The organism is Rhodothermales bacterium (genome assembly GCA_040221055.1).
Taxonomy (GTDB): domain Bacteria; phylum Bacteroidota; class Rhodothermia; order Rhodothermales; family UBA10348; genus 1-14-0-65-60-17.
In genome coordinates this window covers 1-21,565 of record JAVJVN010000015.1, presented here as the reverse complement: position 1 = coordinate 21,565, position 21,565 = coordinate 1, and the positions used below count along the sequence as shown (strand labels likewise).

Here is a 21,565-nt window from a genome sequence, read left to right as displayed (position 1 = left end):
TGTGGTTTGTGGCACTATTGGCCATGGCCCCGGCTGGCCGCCGCCGTGCGCAGCCGCTCGGTGAACACCGCGTGACGCCGCCGCCACCAATCGGTCATCAGCGCATAGAGGACGGCCAGGATGAAGGCCGAAAGGGTCGCGGAAATCACGACAATGGCGCGTTTCGGTTTTGCCTTGCGATGCGGAGGCACCGCTTCGTCCACGATCTGCAGGGCCTGTTGTTGGCGCTCCTCTTCAAAGCGTGCCTGTTCCAGGATGGGGGCGACCATTTCCAGGATGGTTTCCTGGATGAGGCGCTCCATGGCGATGTCCGCGTAGGCGCGCACCATGGCCGGTGCAGCATCCAGGTCGACGGGCAGGACCGCCTCGCGTCCCTGCAACATGTCCCGGTACAGGGCATCGGCCGCCGAGACCAGCGATGCGAGCTGCTGGACCTGCTGGTTGTCGTCTCCGAATTGCCGACGCAGGGCCTCATACTGCAGTTCCACCTGGACGGCGTTGGCCCGGACCTCGGCTATCTGGGTAAAGAACGCCTCCGTCTGCGCTTCCAGGTTGAACACGCCGTAGCGCTCCTGGAACTGTTGGAGCGAATCGAGCAGGGTCTGGCGCTCGTCCGCTGCGCGTTCGTATCGCTCCTCAACATACGCCCGGAAATTGCCCGCCGTCTGCCGGTTCAAACGGTTGTTGATGCTGTCGAGCTGCGACAGATAGAAATTGGACATGGCGGCCGCCCGTACGGGATCCCGGTCGTACACCTCGATGGACATGAAATCGTATTCGTCGTCCACCACGAATTCCACGTTGTCTTCCAGTGCTTCGATGGCTTCCTCAAGCGGGGCCTTCTTTCCTGCGACGTCGTAGACGTTGATCAAGTCGAACTCTTCAATCACGGAAATCTTGACGGCGCGGCTGTCCAGGATGGCCATGAAACGGACATAATCCCCGCTGCTGCCGCCGAGCAGCGACTTGGCCGCCGAGCCCAGGTCGCCCAGGAGGGCACTGGCCAGGCCGCCACCGCTGGATTCAGGCAGGAGGAGGCGGGAGGACGCCTTGTACCAGAGGGGCAGCATGAGGCTGATGATGACGGACAGCACCGCCATGACGCCCGTCACGATGACGATGAAGCGGCGCCAGCGGTAAAGCACGCCCAGCATGTTCCACCACGATTCGGACATGTTGTTGTTGGCTTCCATGACTCAGTTCCGGCGGATGCTGATGATGAGTGCAACGACCGACGCCAGGGTGCCGACGCTCTGCACGACGGTCTGCAGCGTTCGGATGCGTGCATCGGCCCGCGTCCGGTTCTCCTCGATCAGGAGCCGTTGCAGTTCGGGGCTGTCCGCGATGTCCACCTTGCGGTCCACGAACACGAAATCGCCCGATTCCAGGGCGCGGCTGCCAGCCGGCAGGATCTGCCCGCTGGCCGGGTGGATGATGTAGACGTCCTCGGCCACGGCGCTCCGGCCGCCGGCGACGTTAACGTATTGCTCGGCGGTGAGGCCGGGCTGGAAGTCCACAAAGCCGGGCCGGTTGACCTGGCCGAACACGAACACGGCGTTGGGATTCCGGGGGATGACCAGGCGGTCGCCGTTCCGGATGTACACTTCACGGGCACCGTCCTCCAGGGCCTCCTCGAGGTTGACGCTCACGCGGTTCTGCAGGCGCATTTCCTGGGCGAAGTAGGCCCGGCTCATGAAGTCCATGTCACTCAGGCGCAGGCGCTGCATGATGGCGGTGGTATCCGCCAGGGAAATCATCTCGGCCAGCGGGGGTTCGGGACCAAAGCGGTTGCCGCGCAGGGTCTCGAGGGGGTCAGGCAGCGCCCTGCGCTCCAGGTACGCACCCCGGAGCAGGGCTTCGTCCCGGATGCCACCGGCCGTGGCCACCAGATCCCTGAGTGTGGTCTCGCCTTCGACTATGGGGTACGTACCTGGAAATGTAACCTGGCCGGTTACATTTGCCTGACCCCTCAGCTCGGCGGGTATGACCACCTGGACGTGGTCGCGGGCCGCGACCGGGGTGCCGGCGCCGCGCGCGCCGAGCGCCTCGTCGATGGTCATGTCCACGGTCGTGCCGTCCTGCCTGATGAGGCGCACCGCGCGCGCCGCGCCGGCATCCACCCCGCCGGCCAGGCGGATGAGGTCGCGGACCGTATCGCCGGGGCGGTAGTCGTAGTCACCCGGAAACGGAACGGCCCCGTCCACGAAAATGCTGCTGTTCGCCGGCTGGTAGGCCGGAATGAAAATCACGTCGCCGTCCCGCAGGTAGGGGTTGGCTGCGCGATCGCCCGACGAGAAATACTGGATGAGGTCCACGCCCGACTCGGTACCGTCCGTGTGCAGCAGGCGGATGTTGCGCAGCGAGGGACGGAACGTGCGGTTCGTGACCGGCTGTGCGAGGGTGTCCGCGAACGCCAGTTCCAGGATGCTCGATACGCGGGCCACCGGGAGCGCGAGGTATCGGCCCGGCGCGGGGACGGCGCCCGATACGTGCACGTAGAACTGGCGTGATTGCACGAGGGCCAGGGAGATCTCGGCGTTCCGGTAGGCGCGCTCCAGCAGGGTCATCGATGCGCGTTTCGCATCGTCCAGCGTCATGCCGCCCACCCGGACCGCGCCCGCATCGGGCAGCATGAGCATGCCATCGGCACTGACTTCGGCCGGGACGGTGGTCATGGATGCGCCGTTGACGGTCAGGCTGAACGCATCGCCCGGACCCACGATGTAGGTAGCGCCGTCTACCGCGCCTTCAAGGGGCACGGATGCCGAAGAAATGCCGGACTGGGCCAGGCGCTGCCGGAGCAGGGTCAGCGGGTTGGCACCCGGCGTATCGAGCAGGCTGCCGCCGCCGAGGACCTGTGCCTGGGCCGTCTGGATGCCGCCACCGCCGAGCGCGAGTATGGCGAACATCGCCAGAGAAAACACTCCCCAACGCGGGAGACGTCTGTCATTCATCATCGTGTACCGCCGGAAATGGGCCTTGGAAACTGGACAGAAACTGATTGGAAGGTCGAAACAGTAACCGGTTCAGGCAAACGGTGGCGGATTGTTGGGGAATTGCACTACTTTGACCCTGGACGCGGCGCTGGGCCGGCGACTGGCACGCGGGAAAATAAGGCATGCCCCGCCCGGGTGCAATTTCAGTCCGCCGTCCTGAATTGCCCCTTCCCGCCCCGAACCGAACCCCAACGCTTTTGGAATTCCTCACCAAAGACGCCGTCGCAAAAATCAACCTGGGTCTCCACGTGCTGCGGCGCCGCGCGGACGGATACCACGACATCGAGACCATCTTCCTGCCGATTGGCTGGAGCGACCGGTTGACGTTCCGGCCCGCCGACGACATCCGGATGACGTGCACGGACGCGAGCCTGCCGACGGATGAGTCGAATTTGTGCATGAAGGCGGCGCGGGCTTTGGCCACAGAGGGGCGCGGCGTACATATACACCTGGAAAAGCACATTCCGTACGGGGCGGGGCTCGGCGGTGGGTCGAGCGATGCCGCCGCCACACTGCAGGGCTGCGCGGCCATTTGGGGTTTGAATACCACCAATCTGGAGCGCATTGCCGCAGGCTTGGGCGCGGATGTGGCGTTTTTCCTGAACGGCCGACCTTCGTTCGCGTCCGGGATCGGGGAGCAGCTGGAGCGTTTGGATTCAATCGCCGACCCCACTCCGCGTGAACAACCAAAAAACACCCATTCTGACACCCAATCCGCACCCATTAAGGATCTGAAGGTACTCGTGGTGGTGCCCGATGTGCACGTGTCGACCGCCGAGGCCTACGCCAACGTGACGCCGAACGACCGCGATCGGCCCGATCTCCGTGAGGCCGTGCGGGAGCCCATTGAGACCTGGAAGGACACGATCGTGAACGACTTCGAGGCGAGCGTCACGGCGAAGTATCCTGTCATTGGCGAACTGCGGGATCTGCTGTACGACAGCGGGGCGCTGTATGCCGCCATGAGCGGATCGGGGTCGGCGGTGTTCGGACTGTTCGCCGCGCATCCGGAAGTCGCATGGGCGCGCATCCGGAAGGAGCATCCCACATCCCGCACCTGGATGGGGTCGCTGAGGGGATAACTACCAGCTCACGCGGCCGCGGCGCGGCTGCGGATCTTCTTTCTCCGGCACGCGAAGTGAATCGGGAGCCGGATAGGGCAGGCCTCCGAAGAGCCCCGGCGCAGGGAATCGCGAATCCGGACTCACGAACGCCTCATCCGAATTGGCGGCACTCCGGAAGAACCGTCCCACCACGTGCAACGCCGTCCGGCCACCCTGGCCGTAATGTTCGGCGCGGAACCGGTAGCGCATGTCGTTGAACCCGATCCAGGAGCCCATGACCAGGTCCGGGTGGATCATCATGAACCACGTATCGGCCGCATTCTGCGTCGTGCCCGTCTTGCCGCCCAGGTCGTACTCCCCGAGTTGGTATTCGCCGGCCACCATGCGGATGCCGGATCCCTGGCGGATGACCGCGCGGAGCATGTCGACCATGGTGTAGGCCGTGGTTTCGGACAGGGCCTCCTTGGGCGCGGACGCCGCCTCGTAGAGCACGTTGCCGCTGCGATCCTCAATCCGCGTGATGGACGTCGGCTCGTACAGCAGGCCGCCGTTGGCGAATGTGCTGTAGGCCTTGGTCAGCTCAAGGAGCGTTACATCGCTCGTGCCGAGGGCCAGGGATGGCACCTCCTGCAGGGGGCTCTCAATGCCCATCCGCTTGGCGTAGAACGCTACTTCGGGCGGGCCGACCTCCAGCATGAGTTTGGCCGTGACCGTATTCACCGACCGGGCAAGCGCCTGACGCAGGGTCATGGGCATGCCCGAGATTTCCTCGAAGTTCGTGGGATTCCACTCCACGCCCGACTGCGGATCGACATACTTGACGGAATCGTCCATCAGCGTGTAATACGGCGACCACCCGTTGTCGATGGCGGCTGTATACACGAAGGGTTTGAAGGTCGATCCGGCCTGGCGTCGAGCAATCGATACGTGGTCATACCAGTCCCGCGTGATCTCGCGGCCGCCGACCCAGGCCTTGACGTATCCTGTTTGCGGATCGAGGGCCACAAAACCGGCTTCAATCCGCTGTTTCGAGTGCTTCAGCGAATCGATGTAGGCAGTATTGGCGCGGAGCGAATCGAACACGACATCCCGGGGCATGCCGCTGCGCCGCATGGACTGGTACCGGTCCGTATCCACGATGATATTGTTCAGCAGATTCGGCTGCTTCGCATAGAGCGCCGACCAGGATTCATCCTCGAAGCGCATGTAATCGCACATGCTGGCGCTCCAGACCCGCGTCGGGCTGCCCTCGGAGCTCCATTCGAAGTCGGCCACCTTCTGCAGGCAGGTCGTCACCGAATCGACCGCTGCCATGGCCATCTTCTGCAGGCGGGAGTCGAGCGTCGTGTAGACGACCAGGCCGTCCTCGTAGATGTCGTATCCCATGCGCTCGCCCCAATCCTCCAGTTCGTTGCGCACATGCTCGGCGAAATACGGGGCAATCGACTGCGAAAGGCCGTCGGACTGGTAGTCCGTTTCCACCGGGACGTCCCGGTTCTCATCCAGGAAACCGTCCGGGAGGACACCGCGACGGGTCATCTGGACCAAAACGATATTGCGCCGCTGCTGCGACCGCTCCGGATTCCGGATGGGATTGTAGGCGGACGTGGCCTGCAGCATGCCCACGAGCGTCGCGCTCTCCAGGATGTTCAGGTCCAGCGGCGGCTTCCCGAAATACACCCGCGCCGCCGACTCTATGCCGTACACCGCGTTCCCGCCGGCGCCGTTGCCGAATTCAACGGTGTTCAGGTACATCTCCATGATTTCCGGCTTCGTGTACCGGCGTTCCAGCTGCACGGCCGTCACCATTTCCTTCAATTTGCGCGATACGGTGACGTCCCGTCCGATGCGTGCGTTGTACAGGTTCCGGGCCAATTGCTGGGAGATGGTCGATGCGCCGCGCGGGTCGCCCTTCAGGATGCTGAGCGGAATGGACAGCATGCCCGTCATGTCGATGCCCCAGTGCGCGTAGAATCGATGATCCTCCGTCGCCCACAACGCATTGATGACGTGGGGGGAGATGTCCTCGAAATTCACCCATGAGCGGTTCTGATACGCATAGCGCATGAGCATCTCGCCGTCCGCCGTGTAGGCCACCGTGGCCAGCTGGAAGTCCGGGTTCTCGATTTCCCGCATGGGCGGGAGCTCATCCAGCAGCGTCCAGAAATACAGGCCCAGGATGAGCGTGCCCAGCAGGGCCGCGCCCGCGACGTACGTCACGGCGGTCGCCGCGCGGGCTTTGTCCGCGTTGACGAATTTTGCATGCCAGAAACGGCCGATGGGCGTGCGGGGGCGGGGTGGGCCTGCGCCACGCTCGGCGCTCCGGCGAACCTTCCGGTTCTCCGGACGCTCAAAATATTCTCTCAGGTCGTCGTCAGAGTACATAAATCCCTGCTACGCCATTTCGGCGGCGGGGTTCGGGCCGGCCTGTCCGGGTAGGCTGATCCTGTTGAACAGATAGGATGATCTTGGTTTTGGACCCCACTCCCGCGACTCCGCGCAAAAGCCACTTCTTCATTCAATGTCTGCCGTACGCCGAAACTGCCGAAGTTCAGGGCCTTCGGGCGTGATCACGACGTACGAGCGACCATGGTGCCAGTCCCCGGTGTTCACGTACCAACCGTCGCCCATGCGCGTGCATTCGGAGTGGTGGGCGTGGCCGAACACGACGATGTCGGCGTCATCGCGGGCCAGAATGCGCTCGGCGGTCGCGCGAAGCGCCCCGACGGTGCGCGCTTGGGGATCGAACGAGGCCAGCCGCGAACTCACGCTCTGGGCCAACCACTGCGCGCCGCCAAACGGCAGAGCGGTGCGGTAGGCCGCGTACGCCAGGCGGGTATCAGACATTTTTTTCATGAGATGCGCCGCAGGGGAGAGCGCATCGTACTCGTCGCCGTGGCTCATGAAGCATCGGAAGCCGTGTAGCGTGGACAAGTGGGGGCCGCGGTGCGGCACGCTGCCGATAAGGCTGGCAATGGTGCCTCCAGCGGCAGCGCTCAGGTGCCACCGGTCGTGATTGCCGGAAAAGAACCGCACCGCGGCCCCCATCTCCCGTATCCGATGCGTCACATCCGCCCACGCCGGAAAGGCCGGCGGCACCCGGCCGGGCGCATCGATGAAAGCATCGAAGGTATCCCCGAGAAAAATGACGGTTTCGAGAACCGCGTGGGAAGCATGGGCGGAGACGCAGTCCAGAAGGTCGGCGAGGCGGGCGGGGTCGCCGGCAGGATCGCGGCCGAGGTGCAGGTCCGCGAAGATCAGGGATTGGGCCTGGACGGAGTCGGGCGGCTGGGGATTCATGGTCCGCCCGGGATTTGGGCGACGGGCTCCGATTCCGTGGCGGCGGGCGAAGCGGGCGAGTCGGGAGGGGTGGGTGTGTTGTACACGGGCGGGGCGGGGGCGCGGTATCCGGGCGGCGCGAGGAAGCGTGCGCGGGGATTTACCAATGGGGAGGAAGAGCCGGTGCCGGAATTGGAGCCAGCGCGGGTGGCGATCCGCATGAAGTCCCCGACCAGCAGGAGGGCGTTGTGGCCGCCCTGGCCCCAGTAGTTGGAGCGGAAGGTGGTGGCGGGGTCGTTGAAGCCGACCCAGGCACCGACGACGAGGTCGGGGTGCATGAGGACGAACCAGCCGTCGGCGTTGTTCTGTGTGGTGCCGGTCTTGCCGGCGAGGTCGCCGCGGACACCGAATTCGGTGCGGATGAGGCTTCCGGTGCCCTGATCGACGACGCCGCGCATCATGTCCAGCAGGGTATACGCAATATCAGGTTCGAGGGCCTGAGTAGCGCCGGCGGCCGCTTGGGCCTGGGCCGTGCCAGGCGCATCAGCCGAAAAAGAGGGAGCCGCAAAAGAGGCCACGGTCCGGCCATTCCTATCCGTGACGTGGGTGACGACGATGGGGTCGCGCTGCACGCCTCCGGATGCGATGGTGCCGTAGGCGCCGGTGAGCTCGAGGAGCGTGACTTCGGAGGTGCCGAGCGCCAGGGAGGGGACGGGCAAGAGCGGGGAGGCGATGCCCATGCGCTCGGCGGTGGCGGCCACGCGGGCGGGTCCGAGCCGCGACATGACGTGCGCGGCCACGGTGTTCTTGGACCAGACGAGGCCGTCACGGAGGGTGTATACGCGGCCACTTGCGCCGCCGCCGGAATTGGTGGGGGTCCAGACGTTTCCGCGGCCAGGCACGTTGAAGGTTCGGACGCGGTCCTGGACCATGTACCAGGGCGAAAAGCCGGCCTCGAGCGCGGCGGCGTACAGGAAGGGTTTGAAGGTGGAGCCGGGCTGCCGCAGCGCGCTCCCCACTTTGTCGTACTGGTCCACGCGCCAGTCGAGGTCTCCCACCCAGGCGCGGACGAACGCCGTGCCCGGCTCCAGCGCCACCATCCCGACGGAGAGCCGTTCCTCGGGACTCCACTCCCGGTTGACCACGCGCTGGAGCCGGGCCGCCTGGCGTTCGGCCGCGCCGACCGCGACGGCCTGCATGTCAAGATCGAGGGTGGTGTGGATGGTGAGCCCGTCGGTTTCGGCGTCCAGCCCCTGGAATTCCACGAACGCCTTCACGTAGGCCAGAAAATGCGGGGCGGGGGAGGTGGCGGGGTCCTCGGTGGAGGGGATGAGGGCGAGGGGCTCGGCGGTCGCGCGACGCGCTTCCGCCAGGGTCAGCCGCCCATCGTCGAACATGCGTCCGATGACCGTGGCGCGGCGGTCCAGGGCGCGCGATGGCCGTTTGAACGGATCGTATCGGCTCGTGCCCTTCAGCATCCCGACGAGGAGCGCCGACTGCGCGACGGACAAATCCGCGGCGTGCATCGAAAAGAACCGTTCGGCCGCGGCCTCAATGCCGTACGTGTTGTATCCGAAGGGCACTGTGTTCAGGTACCATTCCAGGATGGCCTCGCGCGGCATCTCCCGCACCAGGCGGCGCGCCATGAGCATCTCCTGGGTCTTGCGCTCCCAGATGGACCCCTCGGCGATGGACGGGAACGCCCCGCGCGCGAGCTGCATGGGTACGGTCGATGCACCCTGCGGATCGCCCAGCATGGTATACCACGCCGCCCCGGCCAGACGCACGATATCCACGCCGCCGTGCTCAAAAAAGCGATGGTCCTCGGTTGCCAGGAGCGCATCGATCACATTGGGGGACATCGCATCCAACGGAATCCACGTCTGTCTCACCCGGAAGATGCGCCCGATTTCGGTCCCGTCGGCCGCCAGGACCCGGCTGCCCATGGGCGCCGCGGCCGCGGGATGCGCCGGAATAGCGGGCAGCGCTGCCTGCATCCGGGAAACAAACCGCCACGGCGGGATGACGAGCGCCAGCGCAACGATGAGGAGGGCGGCACGTACGCTCCAGCGGAGCCGGGCATTTCCCGCCCACCCTCGGCCTTTGTGGGCGCGCGGCGGCACGTACGCAGCCACTGGAACCCATGCAGGCGCCGCGCCCCGCGAATATCCACGCGACGCACTGTCTGGAGCAGTATGGGAGGGAGGCTTCGGCATCTACCGGCAATCTAACAGTTGAGAACCAAACGCGGGGCATTCGGTATCCCGTCCCCACACTCGAAAGAACACCTGCAGATGTATCAGGGCACGTATCAGCCGCCAACGCAATTTTCGGTCTTCCCGCCGGTCATCAAGAACCTGCTCATCCTGAATGTGCTGGTCTTCATGGCCCAGATCGTGCCGCAGACGAACGAGATGCTCATCACGTGGTTCGGGCTGTGGCCGCTCGGCACCCCGCCCATGATCGGACTGGGTGAATTCTGGCCCTGGCAAGTCGTGACCTATGGTTTCCTGCATGGCAACCTGACCCACATCCTGTTCAATATGTTCGCGTTGTGGATGTTCGGTGTCCAGGTTGAGAATACGTGGGGATCACAGCGATTCGCGGTCTTCTACTTCGTATGCGTCATAGGCGCGGCGTTGATCCAGTTGGTGGTGGCCACCTCCGGTCCGGGATGGTATCCGACGGTGGGCGCATCGGGCGGCGTGTTCGGATTGCTGCTTGCCTTCGGGATGATGTTTCCGAACCAGCCCATCTACCTGTACTTCATGTTTCCGGTGAAAGCCAAGTGGTTCGTCATCGGATACGGGCTGCTTGAACTGATTGGCGGCGTATCGGGCTCAAGCACCGTGGCGCACTTCGCCCACCTCGGCGGCATGCTCTTCGGTTTCCTGCTCATCCAGTACTGGCGGGGCAAGCTCCCCTGGAAGCCGTCCCACAGGATGTACTGGTAAGGGGATGGAAGGAAACCCGCTCTTGAGATTCCGGCTCTGGTACGCCGCGCAGCCCGTGGCCATGCGGACGTTGCTGGCCGCGAACGTGGTGGTGTACCTGCTCTGGCAGGTGGTGCTCATCCACATTCCCGTGACGCGGGACTTCGTGTATCAGCACGTGGCCCTGAATCCGGGGATGCCGGGCGTGTTGTTCGAGCCGTGGCAGCTGTTGACGTATGCGTTCCTGCACCTCGGGACGGGGCTCGGCGGCCTGCTGCACATCCTGTTCAACATGCTCTGGATGGTGTGGATAGGACGCGATTACGAGCAGATGCGCGGTCCGGGGCGCTTTTTGGGCGTTTACGTGCTCGGCGCGGTGGGCGGCGCGCTGCTGACGGTCGTGCTGCATGCGCTGTTTCCGGGGGTGGCGGTGTTCGGCGGGATCGTGAACGGGGCCTCGGCGGCCGTGTTGGCCATCATGATGACGGTCGCGATCGAGTTTCCGAACAAGGCGATTGCGCTCATGTTCATCGGCGTGGTCCGGCTGCTGTATGTGGTCTGGGGATTCATCGCGTTGGATATCCTGTTCCTGGCTGGCGGCGGCACGTCCGTTTCGGCGCATCTCGGCGGCATCCTCACCGGATACGTTCTGGCCCGGGTCGGCCCCGGCGCCACGGCATGGGCGGGAGTCTTTTTTGGGGGCGGCGGGTTTCGCCGCGGCGGAACCGGCTCAGGCTCGGGCTCTGCCCGTCGGCCGCGCTCCAGCCAAAGTGTGCTTCAGGCACTGGAAGAACGGCTGGCGAACAAGAAAACCTCCGGCGGGTCTGGCACCGGTTCGGCCGGCTCTGGCTCGGCCGATTCCAGCCCCAAATCCTCCCGCGCCAAGGATGTAGACGCCATCCTGGACAAAATCAGCGAGAGCGGCTACGATTCGCTGTCTGCGGAAGAGAAGCGCATCCTGTACGAAGCCAGCGGCGAATAACCCCGGCGCGCATGCTGGGATAGGCTCAGCCTGCTTGGCACGGATTGCAGGGATTTCCGGTCGGCCATCTCCAATTTTGCCCCACGGTGTCGCCCCTCCCTGGGAGATGGAGGCCCGCAAATCCCTCAATCCGCGCCCGCGCATGAGCGCGTTGCTGCGTAGCGTTGCGTTGCTGCCGTTAATCCGTGCAGGTTAGGCTCTTCCTATCGAATCGGAATTCGAGTGTTGGCGCGCTTTCCTGAAGTGGGGTACAGAAGAAGGTTCAGCCTACCTCTTCGGTAGGATCAGTCTGTTTCTTGCTGGCCGATATCGAACACCACGAAACGGGGGCTCCGTCATTCTATAGGATGAGCCTATTCCGATGGGACCATAGGATGAGTCTATTGCCGGAAATCCCGCACGGTATACGTGAAGTTCAGCAGGATGAAGCGGCCCAGCACGCTGGTCTGGCGGTCTTCTATGTAGAGCTCGTTGACGGAGCGGCCAATCGATTGCTCGGAGTCCAGGTTGTCGGCCATCATGAGCCGCAGCTCCCCGCCGTAGCTCTTCAGGAATTTGTAGCCGACGGCGGCGTTCCAGCGGACCGTGTTGTCAGCAATGCCGCCGAGCCCCACGTACTGCGTGACGGACACGTCGGACGATACTACGAAACGGCCCTTCGGCAGCAGGTCCACGCGGGCCGAGCCACGGTGCGATGCGTAGTCGCGGTCGAGCGCGCTGTGGCGGTCGTTTTCGGCCTGGCTCACGGACAGATCGTACGAAACCGAAAAGTCCACGCTCTCACTCACGTTGCTGCCCAGCCGAACACCGCCGGACACGGTCTGCGCAACCGTCCGTGCAATCACGCCGTCGAGCAATGCCGGCGTCGAGCTCCGCGAATAGCGGGCGTTCAGGTTCATATTGCTGGACAGAAGCCCCAGCGGACGCCCCACCGACAGATATCCCCTCGCCGCCGAGCTCTCGCCCACGTTCACAGGACGGGAGAAGCGCCCGCCGCGCGCCAGGATGACGCCGGGCGCCAACTCGGTATCGGTCTGGGCGGTGAATGACTCCCGGCCGATGGCATTCGTATTGATTTCGTAGCTGGCCGATGCCACGAACACGTTCCCGCGGTCCTCGCTCGTACGACGATGCCGCACGGAAAAATCGTGCGAGAACGACTGCTCGAGGTCGGGGTTGCCCGACGACATGCTGAGCGGATTCGTGTTGTCAATCACATCCTGCAGCTGCCCTACGCCCGGTGTGGACGTGTTGGCCCGGTACTGCAGCCGCAGCTCATTCGATGAGGAAAAGCGGTAGCGGAGCTCGGCGCTGGGCTCCACGCTCGAGAACCGGCGATCCACGTGCGCGGCCACGGGCAACACCTGCGTTCCCGTGAGATGCTCGCTCTCCAGATCCATTTCCAGGCGGATGCGCACTTTTTCCTTGTTCAGCCGGTATCCGATGCCTCCGCGCTGCCGGAGCGTCTCTGTTTCAAAATCCCCGGTCAGCGATACGTCGGCCAGCGTGTAGGCGGCGGTCAACGGATCCATGTTGTAGGTGGCCCGATCGCTCTGCCCCCGCGACACGGACGGATTCCAGGAGAGCTGCAGCTGTCCGTCCTCGCCCAGCGGCTCGGTGAAGGAAATCCGCGCCGAAATCGAGCGCCCATCCTGTTCACGCTCGTTGATCTGGTCAATGAGCTCGTCGCTCGTCGATGCCAGGAGGGTCCCGTTGCTCCGGCGATTATCCACATTCGCGTTGGCGTTGGCGGAAAGCGTCCGTCCGCGTTTGTCGAAACGCATCCGCCAGAGCAGCCAGGTCGACGCATCCAAGGAACGACTGTCGTCCTCGCGGGCGTTGGTGGTCGGCCCGGCCAGGGTACCGAAGGCCACGTCGTCGGAGGTCGTCGCATCGCTGTTGAAACTCAATCGGGGCGATACAATTAGGGAGTGCCGGTCGTTCAGCTCGTGCTCCAGGCGGGCCGACAGCCGGTGGCGGGTTTCCGAGCCTGTATCGATGGATGACTCGGTCCATGTATCGTCCCCAAGGATGTATTCGCGGTCGATGGCCGTGTCGGTCTCGTTCAGTGAGCGATTCAGGAAGTAGCTGGCCGTGAGCTCCGTCTTGTCGTTCCACTCGTTGGCGTAGTTCACGCCGAATGCGTGGGTGCGGTTGATGCCCGCATTGCTCCCGGAGCGAAAATCGCGCCCGCGGCCGACTTCGGACAGGTCGCCGCGCGAGAAATTCTGGATGTTGATGTTGTTGGTCAGGCCGAGCAGCGTAATCCGCTCATTGCCGTCGAACACGTTCACGCTCCCGCCCGACTGATACCGTTCAACGGTCCCGCCGCCGGCATATACCTTGCCGAATTGCCCGTTCGAGCGGCCCTCACGCGTCACCACGTTGATGGTCATCTGCTCGTTGCCGTCATTGAAACCCGTGAATCGGGCCTGGTCGGATTGCCGTTCGAAGATTTCTATCCGGTCCACGATCTCGGAGGGCAGGTTGCGCAATGCGGCCGACGGATCGTCCCCGAAAAACTCACGCCCGTCCACGAGGACTTTCTGAACTGCCCGGCCCTGCGCCTGGACCTGGCCGTTTTCGACGGTGACGCCCGGGAGTTTCGCGAGCAGGTCTTCGGTCGATGCATCGGGGTTGACCTGGAAGGCCGCGGCGTTGTAGGACGTGGTATCGCCCCGGACGGTGACGCGCTCCTGCACCGCCTCAATGCGCACCTCGTCCAGGAACGCCACGTCATCTTCCAGCCGGAGCGTGCCCAGGTCGAGGTTGCTGTTTCCAATCCGGATGATGCGCTCAATGCGCTCAAATCCGACAAACGATACGCGGAGTCGCCACTCGCCCGTCGATGCGCCGCGCACGGTAAACGCGCCCGACGGAGACGTGGCGGTCCCGCGCGTCACGGTGGTGTCGGCCACCGAGGTCAGCTGCACATTGACGCCCTCAATGGGCAGGTTCGATGCCGCTTCCACCACGAATCCGGTCACCAGGACGGTTTCGGCGGACTGGGCGGCGGCGGGGGGTGCGAGCGCGAGGGCCAGCGCCAGGGTCAGCGTGGCGAAAAACGCCGTTCCCCAAGCGACCAAGGGGCGTGAGTTTCTGCTGGGCTCGATTGGACTTGGCTCGATTCGGCTCGTCACGGTGGCTCGCGGGACAGGTTTTCGATGCTCGTACCTGTCTGACGTATGGCCTCCCGCGTTCATTCCATGCGAATTCGCGCCTGCGCATGGGCGCCTTGCTTTGCCCCGCTCAATAGGCTGAGCTTACCCGACAGTAACAGTCTACCCCGCTCAGGAAGAGCCAGTTTCTGAGTGGCGGATTCAGGGTGATTCCTCAAGCTTGTCATTGAATTCCGCCAAGGAGTTTGCGCGGATGGCTTTTGTCAACAGCGATTTGCATGTGGCGACATCATCGAGCTGCTCAATGCGAGCCCGGACGGTGTCTGGAACGTCCCCGAATCGTGTTTCGAGCGCATCGACAACACTCGATTTGGCCATGATAAGTTGACCTTCCTCTCGGCCCCGCTGAATCCCCATTCGCTCCCAGCTGGTGATGTACGGCATGTGATCAACCTCCAACGATTCTGCGATTTCTCGCGTGAGTTCGTGTTCCAGATCAGGCGGCAAGATCATAATCCAATCGACAAACCGTAAAAGTTTGGCAATCAGGTCCTGAGAGCCGCCTGCTCCTAAAAGTCCTTTGATAATAGCAAGTTTCCATGCCTTTCGCTCCGGGGCGGCGCGGCGCGTCTCACGAGTCCGGTTATGGGCGAGGATAATGACTGCAAACGGATTCCCGCCTGGCTCCGGCTCGTCCCGGATGTCCATCAACTTCACTGTCGGAAAATCGAATGCCAATTGGCATCCGAAATTCTCGTAACTGAACGATGTGGGTCGCCATCGCTTGCTTCCGTCCGCCAGAACCGCCAAGCTGATGACCGGCTGGCGGTAGTAGTCGAATAGCCGGTAGTGATACATATACATTCGCTGCGCAAATGCCGTTTCCATCTGGGATTGTACTTCAACATGGATGAGAATCAACCGAGTCGTGCCATCGGCGAGTCCTACTTCAACGAGCTTATCGACACGGCGCTGACGCGAATTCCCGCCGGGGTACAGCTTCTCCAGTTCCTTGTCGAGGAATTTAATGGGCCTGGACCAGTCCACGCCTTTATGTAGGTCCGGAAACAGCAATTCAAGGAACTCCGGAAAGAATTCGTGCAGTGCTTCCTTCCATGGGCTGTCATATTCGTCAGTCGTGGGCTTCATCGGCCGCGGCGAGTGGTTCTCCCATTTATGACCCAGGCGTGCCATTAGAATAACCCGCGTTCATTCCATGCGAATTCGCTCGGGCCGGAGAACACAGTCCGACCCGAGCGTGTTCGAGCGCAAAACCCCATTCCTGTCCCGTTCGGCCTCGCCCGAACCAAACCCAGACCCGCCCATGGAACGTCCGCGCCGCAAATCCCGCTCCGTCAACGTCGGTGGCGTTCAGATTGGAGGAGGTGCCCCCATCTCCGTCCAGTCCATGACGACGTCCAAGACCCACGACGTCGAGAAAAGCTTGGCCGAAATCCGCACGCTCGCCGAAGCTGGCGCCGACATCGTGCGCGTGGCCGTCCCGCGTCCCGAGGATGCGGCTGCCTTGCGCGACATCGTCCAGGGATCGCCGGTACCCATCGTCGCTGACATCCATTTCAATCACGACTACGCGCTGATTGCGCTCGAGGCTGGCGTAGCGAAAGTCCGGATAAACCCCGGCAACATCGGCAAGGAAGAGTGGGAGCACGAAGTCCTGCTGGCCGCCAAGGAGAAGGGCGTGCCCATCCGGATCGGGGTGAACTCAGGGTCCCTGGAGCGGGATATCCTGGACAAGTATGGGTATCCGCAGCCCGAGGCCCTCTACGAAAGCGCCATGCGCCACGTGGAAATCTGCGCCCGGTCCGGATTTGAGGACATTGTCATCTCCGTCAAGCACTCCGACGTGTTCTTCATGATCCAGGCGTATCGGTTGCTGGCCGAGCGCACGGACTTTCCGCTGCATCTGGGCGTAACCGAGTCCGGCAGCCTCAAGACCGGGACCATAAAGAGCTCCATCGGGCTCGGCGCGTTGCTGGCCGATGGCATTGGCGATACCATTCGCGTCAGCCTCGCCACCGACTCCGTGCACGAAGTCGAAGTCGGGCATCAGATCCTGAAGTCCCTGCGTCTGGGTCGGCCCGGCGTGAACATCATTGCGTGCCCCACCTGCGGCCGTCTGGCCGGGGACATGTTCCCGATCGTGGAGGCCGTCGAGGCCGCCGTCGCCAAGGCGAAATACGAAAAGGACCTGAACGTCGCCATCATGGGATGCGCCGTCAACGGCCCCGGCGAAGCCGCCGGCGCCGACCTGGGCGTATCTTTGGGCCGCGGCCGCGCCCACCTTTTCAAGAAAGGCAAAATCCTCCGCACCGTCGATGAGGGTGATATCGTGCAGGCGCTCATGGACGAAATCGAGGCGTTTTAGCACGTTTGCGGGGTAGGCTGATCCTATTGAATGAGAAAGTGGCCTTTGTGTGGCGTCGCGAAGTGGGGGTCCGGAAGCAGGCTGATCCTATCGAAGCGGTAGGCTGATCCTATTGAAGTGGTAGGCTGATCCTGTTTTTGGAGCGCACGGAAAATTGCACAAGCACCCCATTCCGATTCGATAGGATGAGCCTGCTCGGGTCAGGATGATTCTGTTCGGAGTAGGCTGATCCTACCCGACCGTGTGTGTGGGGAGAGTGGGCGCCGAACGGGGGGACACCCTCCGATTAAAAGGCAGAGGCTCTGCCAGCACCCTGGTTATGGAAAGCGGCCCCCGGGGTCAACCACGAAAGATCCGTTTACGCATTTTTCGGGTGGAGGGGAGCGATGGCCGAGTTCGAAACCGAGCAGGAACAGGACTGGGAGCAGGAACAGGACTGGGAGTGGAGCCCGGTGCCGCAGCCAGAGCCGAAGGAGCAGGACCCGGAGCGAGACGGTGCGGCTCCAGAAGATATAGTTCGGTGGGCGGCGCTGAATATGGTGCGTGCGCAGTGGAAGGTGTTGACGGAGGGGGATTACGCTCCGTCGCGCGAGCTGAAGTCGTTTCGCGAGACCGCCAGACGCTCCATCATCGATCCGGAGGCGCTGGTGCTGACCACTCTGGCCTTCGCGGACGATGAGTTTGGGGAAGGCAAGGGGGACGCGGCGCAACATGCGCCGGAGCTCATCGGCAGACTCGAGTGGTGGGCGAGCGCGGGCGCATCGTTTACGAACTGGGGCCGGATGAAGCGGATGGCGGAGCTTTATGGGCCGCGCGGCGAAGAGCGGGCGGCGCAGTTCGCATCGCTCAAAATGCGGAAAGGGAAGAGGCGGACGCCGGCGTATCCCCGGATGGTGGATTTGGGCGGCGGGTGGTGCGAGCCCGATAATTGGGCGCCGACCGAGCCGGATCTTTCATCGTGGCCGGCGCTCATGATCCGCCTGCGGGGCGCGTTCGGGGTGTGTGCGCGGGCCGATATCATGGCGTATCTGCTGGGGAGTGATTCGACGCATGCGACGGTGGAGGAAATCGCGCACTACATGCTGTATTCAAAGGTGTCGACGCGGGAGGCGCTGGATGGGATGCGGCGCGGGGGTGCGGTTTGCGGGAGCGATACGCAGCCGGCGTACTGGTCGACGAATCGGGGTCCGTGGATGGAGGCGTTGGGGATGCCGCCCGAGTTGGCGCATCGGCGGTGGATCTGGCCGGATTGGATGCGCGTGGGCGCGCAGCTGGTGTGGCGGCACGATACCGGCCGGCCGCCGGCGGATTGGTACCGCGATCCGATCATCGGGCTGGATCGCCTGGTGGAATGGGTGAGCAAGCAACTGTGACGGCGGCGTCAGGTCCGGCTGTGCGTAGGAATTCGTCTGGCGCACGATTTCGCGGGTTCACAGAGAAACGGTATAGACACGTCCATTCTGGACGGTTCTCAATACCGAGAGTACGCTCTTCATCAGGAAGCAGCCAGCAGGGCGTTTTTGGCCAATTCAAGAAACGCTATTGCTTGCTCCCGCTGAACGGATGGAAACCCTGTAAGAAAGTCTTCCAGGCTGTCACCCGCTTCCAGGTGGTCCAGTAGCGTTTGGACCGGAACTCTAGTCCCGGCGAAGACCGGCGTGCCACCGAGAATGGCTGGGTCAATCAGATAAACGTCGTGACGTTCCATTGAAGTGGCTATCAGCTGTTCTTCAAGCATACGCAAATCTCCTACCATGGGTTCTATTGACGACCAAGACGCTGCACGTCGCCCTGTGTATACCGTACCAGACACGCGGGGTACAGCTTCATAACCTCCTATGCACATGCAGTCTCAGCCTGCGTCGGCGCGAAAGGAGCAGGGTCAGCCGCCCATGCAGGTGCAGGGGGTGGAGGAGGAGCGGCCGGGGGCGCAGCTGGTTTGGATGTCGTGGGCGGTGGGGTTGCGGAGGGCTTCAACGCGCTCGAGGAGGCGGGTCCGGTCTTCTTCGGTGGCTGTGCCGGCGAGGGAGAGGAGTTCGGTGCGGGCATCGGCGGCGGAGGGGCCTATGCAGGATTGGACGAGCGCATCGATGAGGATGGAGCGGGAGAACTCACGGGCATATCGGGCGAAGGGGCCGGGTTCAGTGTCACCAGGGTTGGTGGCGGCCGAGTCGGGGGAGACGCGGGCGAAGGCGCTTAAGAGACCCGTGTGGCGGCCGGAGCCGAGGAGGGAGTATCCGCCGTAGTCCCAGGTGCGTTCGAAGTGGGAGGGGTAGGCGGCTATGCGGCCGTCGTAGAGGGTGGGGTAGGGGAAGAGGGTGGAGAGTGCATCGAAAAAAGCGATGGCATTGGGGGAGTCGATGTGGCGGGCGGCGGCGATCCAATCGGGCGTGTCCAGGAGCCAGGCGGGCTCGGTGCATTCGGCGACGCAGGCGGGCGCGAGGCCGGCGAGGGGCAACTCGGACTCGACGAAGGGCATGAGGTCGATCTCGCCGAGGGTGCGCTGGTCGAGGCCGAGCGCGGCATCGTACATGCGGGCGAGGTCCATGTCGGTCTGCACGGCGACGAAGCGCCGCTGGAATTCCGTCAGCAAATCCACGGCGTACTCCGGGAAATAGATGGAAAGCTCGCCAGAGGACGCGACGTCAATGTTGAGCGCTGGACGGAGGGCAGGAGGGCGCGCCTCGGAAGTGGGCGCGCTTCGTTCATCGGTCGGCGCCTCGGCACCCCGCTCCGGCCCCCCGCACCCCGCGAGCACCAAAACGGCCAAAACGGCTGTCCGGGGCGCGATCACCTGAGTATGTACCAGAGGATGGCCGCCATTCCTGCCATCATAGTGAAGAAGTAAATGAGTCCCAGGATTTCGTAGCGCTTGTGCCACGGAAGTTTGTCGGGGGCGGATTCGGTGCTCATGGTGCCTCCTCGTCTATCTGGTAACTGGTGTTCTTACTCTACAAAGGATACGTGTGTCCGGTTTCGCCCGGACGCGTGGCCAGCAAGGAACCCGGCGATTTGCCCGAGAGCACCCTGCCTATGAAAATCGTGCCGACGACGGTCATGCAAAAATATCCTACAGCGAGCATGAACGGCATAATAGCGGCCAGGCCGGTCAGTGTCGACAATCTGTTGTTGAGAATGGATTCGGAGTCCGAAAGGATGAGTGACGGGAGTTTGGCGATCATGAATCCCACCAACAGCATGAAGAATATCGCTGCACCGCTCAACGGCAGCCAGTCGTGAAAAAAGATCGTTTTCCGGTGTTCCAGCGTAATCGGGTGGCCATCCAAGTGCCCGGTTGCGATGGTGTCTCGCCTCTCATTCAGGGTAGTGAACGCGGTGAGCAAGACCCTCATCATGGCCCAGAACATGCTGAGAATAGCGAGTATTGCCAGGATAGCGCTGTAGTCCATGGGTTCGGCCGTTCGTGTTACAGACCTATAGACACGCAATGTCCGGAAACGCAACCGCCCCAACGCCCGCCGAATCGCCGCCCGCCGAGCCACCGCCGCCCGCCGTGCCACCGCCGAACGCTCCCAGCCCCGCGTAGTCATTCCGCTTACACGAGCGCCAGAAGAAAGCGGTATCATCATGCCGGACAATGGTGCATCCCGCTCGTCACGCCACGCGCGCCAAATACCCTGCCATGACAAAACGACAAAATCAAGGCCCGCCCCCATGTGCATGAACCGATTCCGCTTGTTAGATTACTGGTATGGGCACCCTTGATATTGACAGGCGGCGTACGATCACCGTCGCCTCCGGAACGACTCCCCGGATCCGCGTGGTCCACCAGCATCTATGGCGCGTCTTCTACACGAAGCCCCGCGCCGAAATGGCCGCCGAGAAACGCCTTCAGCAGCGCGGCATAGAGGTTTTCCTGCCCAAGCGCTCCGTCCTGCGCACGTGGTCCGACCGCAAGAAGAAAGTCATTGAGCCCCTGTTCCGCAGCTACATCTTTGCGAAGGTGAACGAGCTGGGAAGGATGGATGTCCTGAGGGACGATGCCATCCTCACCACCCTCCGGGACGCCGAGGGCTTCGCCCAGCTCCGCCCCGAGGAAATCGATGCGCTCCGCCACTCCCAGACCGACCCCGAACGCCTGGACGTCGTGCAATTCCCGCTACCGCCCATCGGCACGCCCGTCGAAGTCACCTATGGCCTCATGGCCGGCATGAAAGGCGAAGTCATTGTGCATCGCAACCAGGAGTACATCATCGTCCGCGTGGACTCCATAGGCCAGGCGGTCAAAATCAACATTCCTGCCGACTGGGTACGCCGAGCCTGACCCAACCGTCTACGAGCGGAACATCCCCGCAACCCAGCGTCGCGGATTCAGTCTGGACTTGATTTCTTCCACTTTCGCGCGCTCCTCTTCGTCCTCTATGTCCCTGTTCATCGCCGAGCGGATAAATGCGACGACCACACCAAGCATGCCGCCCAGCGCGAGGCTCAGCATGACAATAAACCTGCGGTTCGGACCACTCGGCGCCAGAGGGGCGACAGGATTCTCGAGCAGCGTCACGACCGGCACCGATCTCTGCAAACTGATTTCTTCCTGAGTGACCTGTGACTGAAGTTCTCGGTACAGTTGGGACTTGAAGTCCACATTGCGCTGCAAGCGGTCCTGCTCTGTTCTCAGCCGCGCCGTCTGCAGGTTGTTATTCCTACCTAAGCTGAGCGATTCGTATTTGTGACGTGTCCAATATCGCTGATTTGTCTGTGATGAACCACGCCCCGGACGTTCCGGTGGCTCAGAGCCGGGTCAGCGTCCGTCCTGGACCCTCTTTCGGGCTTGAGACAGACCGG

At 63.1% G+C, this 21,565-nt stretch carries 18 protein-coding genes; 6 read left to right on the top strand and 12 right to left on the bottom strand.

All coding sequences use genetic code 11. The features are described 5' to 3' along the window. Positions 1-14 precede the first annotated feature (14 nt). Positions 15-1,193, bottom strand: a complete 1,179-nt coding sequence (locus tag RIE53_09855) for a Wzz/FepE/Etk N-terminal domain-containing protein (protein MEQ9104993.1) — start codon at positions 1,191-1,193, stop codon at positions 15-17. Between the two features lie 3 nt (positions 1,194-1,196). Then, positions 1,197-2,909 (bottom strand): SLBB domain-containing protein, encoded by a 1,713-nt coding sequence (locus tag RIE53_09850; protein MEQ9104992.1) that lies wholly within the window; start codon positions 2,907-2,909, stop codon positions 1,197-1,199. Between the two features lie 284 nt (positions 2,910-3,193). On the opposite strand from RIE53_09850, the gene RIE53_09845 reads away from it, so the two are divergent. Then, positions 3,194-4,078 carry a 4-(cytidine 5'-diphospho)-2-C-methyl-D-erythritol kinase gene (locus tag RIE53_09845; protein ID MEQ9104991.1) on the top strand — a complete coding sequence of 295 codons (885 nt, stop codon included), beginning with the start codon at positions 3,194-3,196 and terminating at the stop codon, positions 4,076-4,078. Here RIE53_09845 and RIE53_09840 read toward each other — a convergent pair whose 3' ends face one another. From RIE53_09840 to RIE53_09830, 3 genes are all read right to left on the bottom strand, one after another. Beyond that, the gene (locus RIE53_09840; GenBank protein ID MEQ9104990.1) at positions 4,079-6,280 is read right to left on the bottom strand and encodes a transglycosylase domain-containing protein; all 2,202 of its coding nucleotides are present in this window, start codon (positions 6,278-6,280) and stop codon (positions 4,079-4,081) included. A 294-nt stretch (positions 6,281-6,574) separates the two neighbouring features. Then, positions 6,575-7,360, bottom strand: coding sequence for a metallophosphoesterase family protein (locus tag RIE53_09835; GenBank protein ID MEQ9104989.1), 786 nt, complete (start codon positions 7,358-7,360; stop codon positions 6,575-6,577). Next, positions 7,357-9,462 carry a transglycosylase domain-containing protein gene (locus RIE53_09830; protein MEQ9104988.1) on the bottom strand — a complete coding sequence of 702 codons (2,106 nt, stop codon included), beginning with the start codon at positions 9,460-9,462 and terminating at the stop codon, positions 7,357-7,359. Before RIE53_09830 ends, RIE53_09835 begins: the two co-directional genes overlap by 4 nt. Before the next feature lie 111 nt (positions 9,463-9,573). Between RIE53_09830 and RIE53_09825 the strand changes: the two genes are divergently transcribed. After that, the gene (locus tag RIE53_09825) at positions 9,574-10,293 is read left to right on the top strand and encodes a rhomboid family intramembrane serine protease (GenBank protein MEQ9104987.1); all 720 of its coding nucleotides are present in this window, start codon (positions 9,574-9,576) and stop codon (positions 10,291-10,293) included. A 22-nt stretch (positions 10,294-10,315) separates the two neighbouring features. Further along, the gene (locus RIE53_09820) at positions 10,316-11,254 is read left to right on the top strand and encodes a rhomboid family intramembrane serine protease (protein MEQ9104986.1); all 939 of its coding nucleotides are present in this window, start codon (positions 10,316-10,318) and stop codon (positions 11,252-11,254) included. 380 nt (positions 11,255-11,634) lie between these two features. On the opposite strand, the gene RIE53_09815 is transcribed toward RIE53_09820, so the two are convergent. Then, positions 11,635-14,340, bottom strand: a complete 2,706-nt coding sequence (locus RIE53_09815; GenBank protein ID MEQ9104985.1) for an outer membrane beta-barrel protein — start codon at positions 14,338-14,340, stop codon at positions 11,635-11,637. A gap of 234 nt (positions 14,341-14,574) precedes the next feature. Continuing rightward, positions 14,575-15,522, bottom strand: coding sequence for a hypothetical protein (locus tag RIE53_09810; protein ID MEQ9104984.1), 948 nt, complete (start codon positions 15,520-15,522; stop codon positions 14,575-14,577). A 67-nt stretch (positions 15,523-15,589) separates the two neighbouring features. Between RIE53_09810 and ispG the strand changes: the two genes are divergently transcribed. Both ispG and RIE53_09800 read left to right on the top strand, forming a co-directional pair. Next, a complete protein-coding gene (gene ispG, locus RIE53_09805) occupies positions 15,590-16,759 on the top strand; it encodes a flavodoxin-dependent (E)-4-hydroxy-3-methylbut-2-enyl-diphosphate synthase (protein MEQ9104983.1) in 1,170 nt (389 codons plus the stop codon). A gap of 386 nt (positions 16,760-17,145) precedes the next feature. Beyond that, on the top strand, positions 17,146-18,132 hold the full coding sequence (locus RIE53_09800; GenBank protein ID MEQ9104982.1) for a hypothetical protein: 987 nt from the start codon (positions 17,146-17,148) through the stop codon (positions 18,130-18,132). Between the two features lie 122 nt (positions 18,133-18,254). Here RIE53_09800 and RIE53_09795 read toward each other — a convergent pair whose 3' ends face one another. The 4 genes from RIE53_09795 to RIE53_09780 form a co-directional block, all read right to left on the bottom strand. Next, positions 18,255-18,515, bottom strand: coding sequence for a DUF433 domain-containing protein (locus RIE53_09795; GenBank protein ID MEQ9104981.1), 261 nt, complete (start codon positions 18,513-18,515; stop codon positions 18,255-18,257). A 126-nt stretch (positions 18,516-18,641) separates the two neighbouring features. Beyond that, positions 18,642-19,358: a hypothetical protein gene (locus RIE53_09790; protein ID MEQ9104980.1), complete on the bottom strand. Its 717-nt coding sequence runs from the start codon at positions 19,356-19,358 to the stop codon at positions 18,642-18,644. 191 nt (positions 19,359-19,549) lie between these two features. After that, positions 19,550-19,672 (bottom strand): hypothetical protein, encoded by a 123-nt coding sequence (locus RIE53_09785; GenBank protein ID MEQ9104979.1) that lies wholly within the window; start codon positions 19,670-19,672, stop codon positions 19,550-19,552. 38 nt (positions 19,673-19,710) lie between these two features. Then, a complete protein-coding gene (locus tag RIE53_09780; GenBank protein MEQ9104978.1) occupies positions 19,711-20,169 on the bottom strand; it encodes a hypothetical protein in 459 nt (152 codons plus the stop codon). A gap of 302 nt (positions 20,170-20,471) precedes the next feature. Between RIE53_09780 and RIE53_09775 the strand changes: the two genes are divergently transcribed. Next, the gene (locus RIE53_09775) at positions 20,472-21,044 is read left to right on the top strand and encodes a UpxY family transcription antiterminator (protein MEQ9104977.1); all 573 of its coding nucleotides are present in this window, start codon (positions 20,472-20,474) and stop codon (positions 21,042-21,044) included. 9 nt (positions 21,045-21,053) lie between these two features. On the opposite strand, the gene RIE53_09770 is transcribed toward RIE53_09775, so the two are convergent. Further along, positions 21,054-21,377: a GNVR domain-containing protein gene (locus tag RIE53_09770; GenBank protein ID MEQ9104976.1), complete on the bottom strand. Its 324-nt coding sequence runs from the start codon at positions 21,375-21,377 to the stop codon at positions 21,054-21,056. Positions 21,378-21,565: the final 188 nt, after the last annotated feature.